This is a genomic window from Kribbella albertanoniae (assembly GCF_004348455.1).
GTDB classification, from domain to species: domain Bacteria; phylum Actinomycetota; class Actinomycetes; order Propionibacteriales; family Kribbellaceae; genus Kribbella; species Kribbella albertanoniae.
Genome location: NZ_SMKA01000320.1, coordinates 1 through 10,166, shown reverse-complemented (window position 1 = coordinate 10,166; position 10,166 = coordinate 1). Strand labels below are relative to the sequence as shown.

11 protein-coding genes are annotated in these 10,166 nt (G+C 69.5%); 10 read left to right on the top strand and 1 reads right to left on the bottom strand.

Annotated elements, in window-relative coordinates; translation table 11 throughout:
• A partial coding sequence (locus E1261_RS39515; RefSeq protein ID WP_132414878.1) for a LysR family transcriptional regulator occupies window positions 1–797 on the bottom strand: 797 nt, incomplete at its 3' end.
• Window positions 798–865: 68 nt separating this feature from the next.
• Here E1261_RS39515 and E1261_RS39510 point away from each other — a divergent pair.
• The 10 genes from E1261_RS39510 to E1261_RS39465 all read left to right on the top strand — a co-directional run bounded on the left by E1261_RS39510 (window position 866) and on the right by E1261_RS39465 (window position 10,164).
• Window positions 866–1,840 (top strand): EamA family transporter, encoded by a 975-nt coding sequence (locus E1261_RS39510; protein ID WP_202875412.1) that lies wholly within the window; start codon window positions 866–868, stop codon window positions 1,838–1,840.
• A 69-nt stretch (window positions 1,841–1,909) separates the two neighbouring features.
• The gene (locus tag E1261_RS39505; protein ID WP_132414877.1) at window positions 1,910–2,281 is read left to right on the top strand and encodes a hypothetical protein; all 372 of its coding nucleotides are present in this window, start codon (window positions 1,910–1,912) and stop codon (window positions 2,279–2,281) included.
• A 91-nt stretch (window positions 2,282–2,372) separates the two neighbouring features.
• Entirely contained in the window at window positions 2,373–2,744 is a 372-nt protein-coding gene (locus E1261_RS39500; RefSeq protein WP_132414876.1) for a hypothetical protein, read from the top strand.
• 83 nt (window positions 2,745–2,827) lie between these two features.
• Entirely contained in the window at window positions 2,828–3,142 is a 315-nt protein-coding gene (mihF, locus tag E1261_RS39495; RefSeq protein WP_132414875.1) for an integration host factor, actinobacterial type, read from the top strand.
• A complete protein-coding gene (gmk, locus tag E1261_RS39490; RefSeq protein WP_238176722.1) occupies window positions 3,139–3,825 on the top strand; it encodes a guanylate kinase in 687 nt (228 codons plus the stop codon). Before mihF ends, gmk begins: the two co-directional genes overlap by 4 nt.
• A 2-nt stretch (window positions 3,826–3,827) precedes the next feature.
• Window positions 3,828–4,130 (top strand): DNA-directed RNA polymerase subunit omega, encoded by a 303-nt coding sequence (rpoZ, locus tag E1261_RS39485; RefSeq protein WP_132166639.1) that lies wholly within the window; start codon window positions 3,828–3,830, stop codon window positions 4,128–4,130.
• Window positions 4,131–4,237: 107 nt separating this feature from the next.
• Window positions 4,238–5,473 carry a bifunctional phosphopantothenoylcysteine decarboxylase/phosphopantothenate--cysteine ligase CoaBC gene (gene coaBC, locus E1261_RS39480; protein WP_132414874.1) on the top strand — a complete coding sequence of 412 codons (1,236 nt, stop codon included), beginning with the start codon at window positions 4,238–4,240 and terminating at the stop codon, window positions 5,471–5,473.
• 40 nt (window positions 5,474–5,513) lie between these two features.
• The gene (locus tag E1261_RS39475; RefSeq protein WP_132414873.1) at window positions 5,514–6,614 is read left to right on the top strand and encodes a winged helix DNA-binding domain-containing protein; all 1,101 of its coding nucleotides are present in this window, start codon (window positions 5,514–5,516) and stop codon (window positions 6,612–6,614) included.
• Window positions 6,615–6,800: 186 nt separating this feature from the next.
• Window positions 6,801–7,994: a methionine adenosyltransferase gene (gene metK, locus E1261_RS39470; protein ID WP_132414872.1), complete on the top strand. Its 1,194-nt coding sequence runs from the start codon at window positions 6,801–6,803 to the stop codon at window positions 7,992–7,994.
• A gap of 142 nt (window positions 7,995–8,136) precedes the next feature.
• Window positions 8,137–10,164 (top strand): primosomal protein N', encoded by a 2,028-nt coding sequence (locus tag E1261_RS39465; protein WP_238176721.1) that lies wholly within the window; start codon window positions 8,137–8,139, stop codon window positions 10,162–10,164.
• The last annotated feature ends 2 nt before the right edge of the window (window positions 10,165–10,166 follow it).

The window sequence follows — 10,166 nt, the reverse complement described above, 5'->3', positions numbered from 1 at the left end:
CAGATGAGGTGGACGTCGACCGGGGGTGCGTCGCGGAGGCGGCGGTAGGTGATGCCGTCGCGCCGGTACTGCGTGGTGGTGGCCTGGGCGGTGACGCCGACGCTGCGGCCGGAGGCGATGGCCGTGAGCCAGTCGTCCACATCGTGGGTGAACTCGATCCGCGGCCGGCCTCTTCCAGGGGGTTCAGTCGCGGGCCAGAGGTCGATGGTCGTGCTGCCGGTACGGCGATCGATGCTCAGCACGCGGTCGCGGAGCTGCTCGAGGGTGACCGTGCGTTTGCGGACCAAGGGATCGTCGGCGGGCAGAGCGGCGTACCGGTCCTCTTGGGCGATGGTGATGTGGGCGAACCGGCGCAGGTCGAGCTGGGTCCGGACGACCGCGAGATCGCACAGGCCCTCGGCCAGGCCGCCGGTCGTGGTGTTCGTGCGGACGAATTGCAGTTCGACGCCAGGGTGCTCGGCCGCCCAGCGGCGCTGGAACTCGGCGGTGTGGCGGCCCAGTGCCGACCAGGCGTGGCCCAGCCGCAGCCGCGTGTGACCGCTGGTTGCCTCGCGCACCAGTTCCTCGACGTCGGTCAGCACCTGGCGGGCTCGTGCCAGCACCCGAATACCCGCGCTGGTCGGCGTCACCGAACGGCTCGTGCGGTGCAGGAGGCGCACGCCGAGCCGCCCCTCCAGGGCAAGGACGTTCCGCGAGACCGCCGCCTGGCTGATGCCTAGCTCGATCCCGGCATCGGTGAACGTCCCCGTCTCCACCACGGCGACCAGGCACCGCAGCTGCCGAAGCTCCACATCCATAACCCCAGCGTATAGATCCCCGCGTCACCGCATTTTGCCTGACCACTCAACGAGCGCACGCTCACCCCATGAGCACCCCGCCCGCTCCCGCACCCGCCTGCCCCGCGCCGAGCGTCCCTACCCACACCGGCGAACGGAGGTTGGGCGGGGTGCTGCTGATGCTGACCAGCGGCCTCTCGAACCAAATCGGTGCGTCGGTCGCTGCCCAGGCGTTCCCGGTGATCGGGCCGGTGGGTGTGGTGGCTGTCCGGCAGTGGATGGCGGCCGTGGTGCTGTTCGCCATCGGGCGGCCGCGGCTGCACAAGCTGACCGCACGGCAGTGGCGGCCGGTGCTGGGGCTGGCCCTCGTGTTCGCAGTGATGAACGTTTCGCTGTACACCGCGATCGACCGAGTGGGTCTCGGTCTGGCCGTGACGCTGGAGTTCCTCGGCCCGCTGGCGGTTGCGCTGCTTGGCTCACGGCGGGTGATCGATCTGATCTGCGCGCTGGCGGCGGCGCCCGCCGTACTGGTACTGACGCGGCCGCAGGCGTCCACTGACTACTTCGGTATCGCGGCCGGACTGCTCGCTGCAGCTTGCTGGGCCTGCTACATCCTGCTCAACCGCACAGTCGGCCGCGAACTGCCAGGAGCGACCGGCGCAGCGGCCGCCGCAACGGTGTCCGGACTCGCGTACGTGCCGGTCGGAATCGTCGTACTGCATCACCACCCGCCGACCGCAGCGGCCATCGCCTACGCCTTGACTTCCGGCGTGCTGTCCTCGGCCGTCCCGTTCCTGCTCGATCTGCTGGCACTACGCCGGGTCCCGGCCCAGTTCTTCGGAGTCTTCATGAGCATCAACCCCGTGCTCGCGGCCATGGTCGGGTACGTCGTTCTGCGGCAGCACCTCGCCGTACCGGACTGGATCGCGATCGGCGTCATCGTCGCCGCGAACTGTGTCGCCGTCACTTGTGTTGCCAAAAGGGCCGGCCGACGCGCCACATCACGGACCGGTTCCAGTCGCGGGGTGCGAGCTTCTTCACGGCGTGCCGGACAGACCGGATGACCCTGTGGTTCGGGAGGGTGTCGGTGACGGGCAGCGATGGGTTGCCCGCGGTGGAAAGTAAGGAATGCGATGCGGAAGCTGGGAGCCCTGGCGGCGGCAGTGACGATGAGTGCTGTCGCTCTGACGGCCTGTTCGGGCGGCGACTACTGCAGCGACCTGAAGGCGTACGCGCTGTCGGCGAAGAACCTCGACGCCAAGAACTCCGACGCGGTCGGCAAGGCGCTCAAGGACGCCGAGAAGGTCTCGAAGTCGGCGCCGTCGGACCTGAAGGACGACTGGTCGACCCTGCTGGCCTACGCCAAGAAGGCCCAGGACGCCAAGGGCGACACCACCAAGCTCACCGAGCTCAGCAAGGCCGAGGGCGCGAAGATGGGCGAGGCCTCCGGCGCGATCGCCAAGCACGCCAAGGACACCTGCAAGATCGACCTCGAGAACCCCTGATCCGGCTGCCCGTGCCCGCCGTACCGCGGTGGGCACGGGCTCGGAAAGTTTTCGTTTCGGATCGTTTGATCACGGCCGGTAGCTTCTGGGTATGCGAACCATCGCCGCAGCCGTGACGCTGCTCGCAACGACCGCCCTGCTGACCTCGTGCACCGAGGAGCAGGCCTACTGCGTGGACCTGGCCGGCTATGCCGCCGGCGCCACCGGGGTCGACCCGACCAAGCCGGCCGACTACGTGAAGATCCTGGATGACGCGAAGAAGCTCCAGGAGTCCGCGCCGGCCGATGTGAAGGACGACTGGGCGGTGGTCGTGAAGTTCGCCGAGCAGGCCCAGAAGGCGGGTTCGGACCGCGTCGAGCTGGCTCGGCTGAGCAAGGAGACCGGCACCGTGCTGACGGCCTACAAGGCGATCACCACGCACGCGAAGGACGCCTGCAAGGTCGACGTCCCGGCGCTGAACTGAAGGCACGACGTGACGGGGTCCTGTGGGTGGCCGGAGCCGTGTTAGGTTCCCTTGCGAAGCCATACAACGGGACAGGTGAAACGGTGCCACTTCCTTCTTTGACCCCGGAGCAGCGAGCGGCGGCTCTGGACAAGGCCGCGGCGGCGCGGCGCGAGCGAGCCGAGATCAAGAACCGGATCCGGCACTCGGGAGCGTCTCCGACGGAGGTGCTCCACGAGGGGCAGACCAACGACGTGATCGGCAAGATGCGGGTCAGCGCGCTGCTGCAGTGCATCCCCGGCGTGGGCAAGGTGCGGGCCCAGCAGATCATGGAGCGGGCCGGAATCTCCGAGACGCGGCGGGTCCGCGGCCTCGGGTCCAACCAGATCGCCGCGCTGCTGCGCGAATTCGCCGAGTGAGCCGCACCGAAACCCTGGCCGGCTCGTTGGACACTGGTGTGACGATGACCATGGACTCCGAGAACCCGAGCCGGGAAACCCCGCAGCCTCCGACGACCGACACCGGGCCCGACCCGGCGCGGCTGACCGTGCTGGCCGGACCGACCGCGGTCGGCAAGGGCACGGTCGCAGCCGCTATCCGCGAGCGGTTCCCCGACATCTGGATCTCGGTCTCGGCGACCACCCGCAAGCCGCGGCCGGCCGAGGTGCATGGTGTGCACTACCTGTTCGTCTCCGACGAGGAGTTCGACCGGATGGTCGCGGCCGGTGAGCTGCTGGAGTGGGCGGTCGTGCACAAAGCGGCCCGCTACGGGACGCCCAAGCAGCCCGTGCTCGACAAGCTGGCCGAAGGACGCCCGGCGCTGCTGGAGATCGACCTGCAGGGTGCCCGGCAGGTCCGCGAGACGATGCCGGAGGCACATTTCGTGTTCCTGGCCCCGCCTTCGTGGGACGAGCTGGTACGGCGCCTCGTCGGTCGCGGGACCGAAACGGCCGAGGAGCGCGAGCGCCGGCTGGAGACGGCGACGCTCGAACTGGCCGCTGAGAAGGAGTTCGACGTGACCATCGTGAACGCCTCGGTTCGGGAAGCGGCCGATCAATTGGTAAAGTTGATCCGATCACCCCAAATCTCTGGAAAGAGCTGAACTTGTCTGGCAACCAGCCTGTCGCCATCGGTATCACCTCTCCGCCGATCGACGACCTGCTCACCCACACTGATTCCAAGTACAAGCTCGTTCTGTACTCGGCCAAGCGTGCGCGGCAGATCAACGCCTACTACTCCCAGCTCGGCGAGGGCCTGCTGGAGTACGTCGGTCCGCTGGTCGAGACCCACGTCCAGGAGAAGCCGCTCTCGATCGCGATGCGCGAGATCAACGAGGGCGTCCTGACCTGCACGGACATCGACCCCGAGGCCGAGGCGGAAGCCGCGGCCGCGGAGAAGACCGCCTAACTAGCCCGCGATGACGCCGGTGATCGGAGCTTCCCTTGTCCGTGTCCGGTGATACACCGCACCCCACCCCCGGCGAGGCAACCGCCCCGGGGGTTTCGGGCGTTCCCGTGAAGGCACGGCCGAACGTGGTCCTGGGCGTCGGCGGAGGCATCGCGGCGTACAAGGTTTGTGATCTGCTGCGGCGGCTGACCGAGTCCGGGCACAGCGTGCGGGTGGTGCCGACCGCGGCCGCGCTGGAGTTCGTCGGTGCCGCGACCTGGGCGGCGCTGTCCGGGCAGCCGGTCACCGCGGATCCGTTCGACGACGTGCAGGAAGTGCCGCATGTGCGGATCGGCAAGGCGGCCGAGCTGGTCGTCGTCGCGCCCGCCACGGCCAACCTGATCGCCAAGGCCGCGCACGGCCTGGCCGACGATCTGCTCACCAACACCCTGCTGACGGCCCGCTGCCCGATCCTGTTCGCGGCCGCCATGCACACCGAGATGTGGGAGCACCCGGCCACCCAGGCGAATGTGGCCACCCTGCGTTCGCGAGGGATCACCGTGCTGGAGCCCGCCGTCGGCCGGCTGACCGGCACGGACACCGGTCGCGGGCGGTTGCCCGAGCCCTCGGAGATCTTCGCGATCAGTCAGCTGATGCTTGCCGACGAGGCGGCCCGCGCGGCCGGCCAGTCGGTCGCCGACCTGACCGGCAAACATGTCCTGGTCAGCGCGGGCGGGACCCGTGAGCACCTCGACCCGGTCCGCTATCTCGGCAACTCGTCGTCCGGCAAGCAGGGCTACGCGCTGGCCCGGATCGCAGCCGCCCGCGGCGCCAAAGTCACCCTGGTCGCAGCGAACTCCGAGCTCCCCGACCCGGCCGGCGTCCAGGTCGTCCCGGTCACCAGCACCCGCGACCTGTACGACGAGATCACCGGCCGCGCCGGGGATGCGGACGCGATCGTGATGGCGGCCGCACCCGCCGACTTCCGCCCGGCCGACGTCGCCGAGCACAAGATCAAGAAGACCGCGGACGGTTCGGTCCCAGCGGTGAACCTGGTGCAGAACCCGGACATTCTGCAGACCGTCTCCCACGACCGCCGCCGTACCGGTCAGGTGATCGTCGGCTTCGCCGCCGAGACCGGTGACGCGGAGCACTCGGTCCTCGACCTCGGCCGCGCCAAACTCGAGCGCAAGGGCTGCGACCTGCTCGTCGTGAACGACGTCTCCGGCGGCAAGGTCTTCGGCAGCGACAACAACGAAGCCGTCATCCTCGACCGCTCCGGCAACGCACTCCCGGTCCCGTCCGGCAGCAAGGACGCCCTAGCCGGCGTCATCTGGAACCTGGTCGCAGCCCACTGGAGCTGAGGACAACTCCTGACCGCTACTCCACCTAGGGTCGGTGGACATGGAGATCTCTTGGCCTGCGGTGGTCGCGCGTCGGATGCGCCGGCACTTCCTGACTGAACCTGCGTCCAGCCCGGTTGACGCCGTACGGGCGATGTGTGGTGCGCATGCTCAGGTCCTCACGGCGGGGGAGGCGTCCGTGGCGTTGCGGGTCAAGGACGCGACCCGCGAGACCGTTCAGAACGACGAGGGTCTGGTGAAGACCTTCGGGCCGCGGGGAACGGTGCATCTGCTGCCGCGCGAGGATCTGCCGATGTGGACGGGAGCGCTCTCTGCGCTGCCCGCGGGTCCGCCGCCGCCCGAGATCATGCGGATGACGGCGGATCAGCAGAACGCCGTGATCTCGGCGATCGGGGAAGCGCTCTCTGACGCGGAGCTCACGGTGGACGAACTCTCGGTCGAGGTGGTCCGCCGTACCGGAGCGTGGGCGGGGGACCTGGTGATGGAGGCGTTCCAGACCCGCTGGCCGCGCTGGCGGCAGGTCATTCCCGCCGCGGCCAACGCGGGCGTGCTCTGTTACGGCGTGAACCGCGGGCGACTCACGACGTACACGTCTCCCCAGCGGCACGGATCTTTTGAGCCGATGGATCAGCAGAGAGCGCTCTCTGCGTTGCTGCACAGCTACCTGTACGCGTACGGGCCCGCGACCCCGCAGCAGTTCGCGCGCTGGATCAAGTCCACGGTCACCGTGGTCAGGCCGTACTTCGACGGGCTCCCGGAGACCGAGTTCGGCTTCGTGGCCCCGGGCGATGAGGACTTCACCGACGAGCCGGTGGAGGGTGTGCACCTGCTCCCGTACTTCGATGCGTACGGCGTCGGGTGCTTCCCGCGCGAGCTCGTGTTCCCGGGCAAGGCGCTCGAGCGCGCCACGAACCGTGGTCAGGCCGGCAACTACCCGCTGCTGCTGATCGACGGCTCCGTGGCGGGCGTCTGGCACCAGAAGAAGAGCGGCCGCACCCTGCAGGTGACCGTCGAGCCGCTGGTCCGGCTGAACCGCGCGAGGACGGCCGCGCTGGCCGCCGCGGTGGACCGGATGGCGACAATTCAAAGCACTAAGGGTAGCCTAACAGTGGGCGAGATCACGGTGGGTCCGCACGCCTGAAGATCGGGCCGTTGTCTAGAGTCTGGACAACAATCCCGGGATCCGGACAGAATCGGAGCGTCCCCGGGACTCTGCCCGGAAACGCTGGCATACTCGCCGAAGATGCATCGTCAACCGCCGGTGCATGGGGGGATCGCGCGGTCGTGGGGTCGGTCGCGTGGCACAAAAGGAATCCGAGGGAGAATTGTGGGCAGGCGCCTTTTCACGTCCGAGTCCGTGACCGAGGGTCACCCGGACAAGATCGCTGACCAGATCAGCGATTCCATTCTCGACGCGCTGCTCGCGGCGGACCCGAAGAGCCGCGTGGCGGTCGAGACACTCGTCACGACCGGCCTGGTCGTGGTGGCCGGCGAGGTCACCACCTCGGCGTACGTCGACATTCCCGGGATCGTGCGCAAGCGCATCCTGGAGATCGGCTACGACTCGTCGCTGAAGGGGTTCGACGGCGCGTCCTGCGGGGTGTCGATCGCCATCGGCAGCCAGTCGGCGGATATCGCGCAGGGTGTCGACACGGCGTACGAGACGCGCTCGGACGCGTCGAAGGACGCGCTGGACCTGCAGGGGGCGGGCGACCAGGGGCTCATGTTCGGCTACGCGACCAACGAGACGCCGGAGCTGATGCCGCTGCCGATCACGATCGCGCACCGGCTGTCGGCCCGCCTGACCGAGGTCCGCAAGGACGGCACGCTGGCCTACCTGCGCCCGGACGGCAAGACCCAGGTAACGGTCGAGTACGACGGTGACAAGGCGGTCCGGATCGACACCGTGGTGGTGTCCAGCCAGCACGCGGCCGACATCAACCTCGAGTCGATGCTGTCGCCGGACATCAAGAAGCACGTCGTCGACCCGGTGCTCGAGCAGTTCGACATCGACGCGGCCGACTACAAGCTGCTGGTGAACCCGACCGGCCGCTTCGAGGTCGGCGGCCCGATGGGCGACGCCGGCCTGACCGGCCGCAAGATCATCATCGACACGTACGGCGGGATGGCGCGGCACGGTGGTGGCGCGTTCTCCGGCAAGGACCCGTCGAAGGTGGACCGGTCGGCGGCGTACGCGATGCGCTGGGTGGCCAAGAACATCGTCGCCGCCGGCCTGGCCGACCGCGTCGAGTGCCAGGTCGCGTACGCGATCGGCAAGGCCGCCCCGGTCGGCTTCTACGTCGACACCTTCGGGACCGAGAAGATCCCGGTCGCCCAGATCGCCGACGCCGTCGCCGAGGTCTTCGACCTCCGTCCGGCCGCGATCATCCGCGACCTCGACCTGCTCCGCCCGATCTACACCCAGACCGCCGCGAACGGCCACTTCGGCCGCACCGGCGAAGACTTCACCTGGGAGCGCACCGACCGCGTCGAAGCCCTGAAGGCCGCAGTCAGCAAGTAAGACAGTCAGCAAATAGGTGCGGCGCACGCTCGGCCCGGCTGCCCCCTCGGCAGCCGGGCCGTCGCTTTGTCCTGGGGCGCGTTATCCACAGGCCGCGGGTGGCCTGCGACGAACTGTCGGCCGGGCCGACTAGCATTTGCCAGTGACATCGGAGCCGCCGGAGCAACTGACGCTGCTGCGGGACACCGTGCGCAAATCCCGGACCAAGGAACCGGCCGGGATCACGTCGTCGCTGCCGGTGGCCCGGGTCGCGGTCGATGTCTCGTTGCCACACCTGGATCGGCCGTTCGACTACCTCGTCCCCGACGATCTGGCCGAGGCCGCGCAGCCCGGTGCCCGGGTCAAGGTGCGGTTCGCGGGCAAGGACCTGGACGGGTTCGTGCTGGAGCGGCTGGCCGAGTCCGACCACGACGGCAAACTCAGCCGGATCCGCAAGGTCGTGTCCCCCGAGCAGGTGCTGACCCCCGAGATCGCCGAGCTGTGTCGCGCCGTCGCCGACCGGTATGCGGGTGTTTTCCCCGACGTCACCCGCCTGGCCGTCCCGCCACGCCATGCCAAGGTCGAGGGCGAGCCGCTGCGCTGCGACCAGCCGCCGCCTCCGCCGCTCTCCACCTCGCGATCCGCCTGGTCGCCGTACCCGTCCGGTTTTCTGGACGCGGTCGAACGTTCGGAGTCGCCGCGCGCGATCTGGACCGCCGTACCGGGTGCTGATTGGACGCTCGCCTTCGCCCAGGCGGCCGCGGTGTGTGCGGCCGCGGGCCGGGGCGCGTTGCTGCTGGCGCCTGATGCACGTGATCTCAAGTTGCTCGGAGACGCTTGTACGGCGGTGCTCGGCGACGGCGGGTTCGTCACGTTGTCGGCCGACCTCGGACCGACCGCGCGGTACCGGGCGTTCCTGGCAGCACTGCGTGGCAACGCGCGCGTGGTGATCGGGACCCGCGCGGCCGCGTTCGCCCCGGTCGCGAACCTCGGTCTCGTAGCCATGTGGGACGACGGCGACGACTCGTACGCCGAAGCGCGCGCGCCGTACCCGCATGCCCGCGAAGTCCTGCTGCTGCGCGCCTTCAAACAGAACTGTGCTGCGTTGCTCGGCGGGTTCGCTCGCTCGGCCGAGGCGGCCGCGGTGATCGAGTCCGGCTTCGCGGGGGAGCTGATCGCGGATCGCAGGGTGATCCGGGCCGCGGCGCCGGAGGTGCACATCACCGGGGAATCGGATCGCGAGCTGGCTCGCGACCCGGCGGCGCGCGCGGCCCGGCTGCCGCACCGCGCCTTCGAGATCGCCCGTGAAGGTCTACTGTCCGGGCCGGTCCTGGTCCAGAACCCGCGCGCGGGCTACCTGCCGAGCCTGGTCTGCCAGACCTGCCGGGCGCCATCGCGGTGCGCAACCTGCGCGGGGACCTTGCGTCTGATGGGTCGAACCGGACCGGCGAGCTGCAGCATCTGCGGCCGACCGGCCGCCGATCACCGCTGCCCCGAATGTGGTGACCCGAGGATGCGCGCCGCGGTCGTGGGCGCTCGCCGTACGGCGGAGGAGTTGGGGCGGGCGTTTCCCGGCATCGTCGTCCGGACCTCGGGCAGCGAGCACATGCTCGATCGCGTGTCCGACAAACCGGCGCTGATCGTGGCCACCCCGGGTTCGGAGCCGGTCGCCGACGGCGGCTACACCGCGGCTCTCCTGCTCGATGGCTGGCTGATGCTCGCCCGCCCCGACCTGCGAGCCCCCGAAGAAGCCGTCCGCCGCTGGCTCAACGCCGCCGCCCTCGTCCGCCCGGCACCCGCCGGCGGCACGGTCATCCTGGTCGGCGACCCGTCTGCGCTGCCCCTGCAGGCGATCGTGCGCTGGAGCCCGGAGGGCTGGGCAACCCGCGAAGTAGAAGAACGCCGTACGGCGCGCCTCGCCCCGGCCGCCAAACTCGCCGAACTGACCGGCCCCTCCGCCGCGGTCACCGACCTGATCGAACGCCTTCGCCCCCTCCTCCAACCCGAGGCAGGCCTGGAAGTCCTGGGCCCGGTGGACATCGACGACGAAACCGTCCGAGCCGTCGTCCGCACCCCCCGAGCCGCCGGCACCCAACTCGTCCGCGCCCTCAAAGAAGCCCAAGCCGCCCGCACCACCAAGAAGAACCCCGGCTCTGTCCGCATCCAAGTAGACCCACCCAGCTTCGGCTAGCC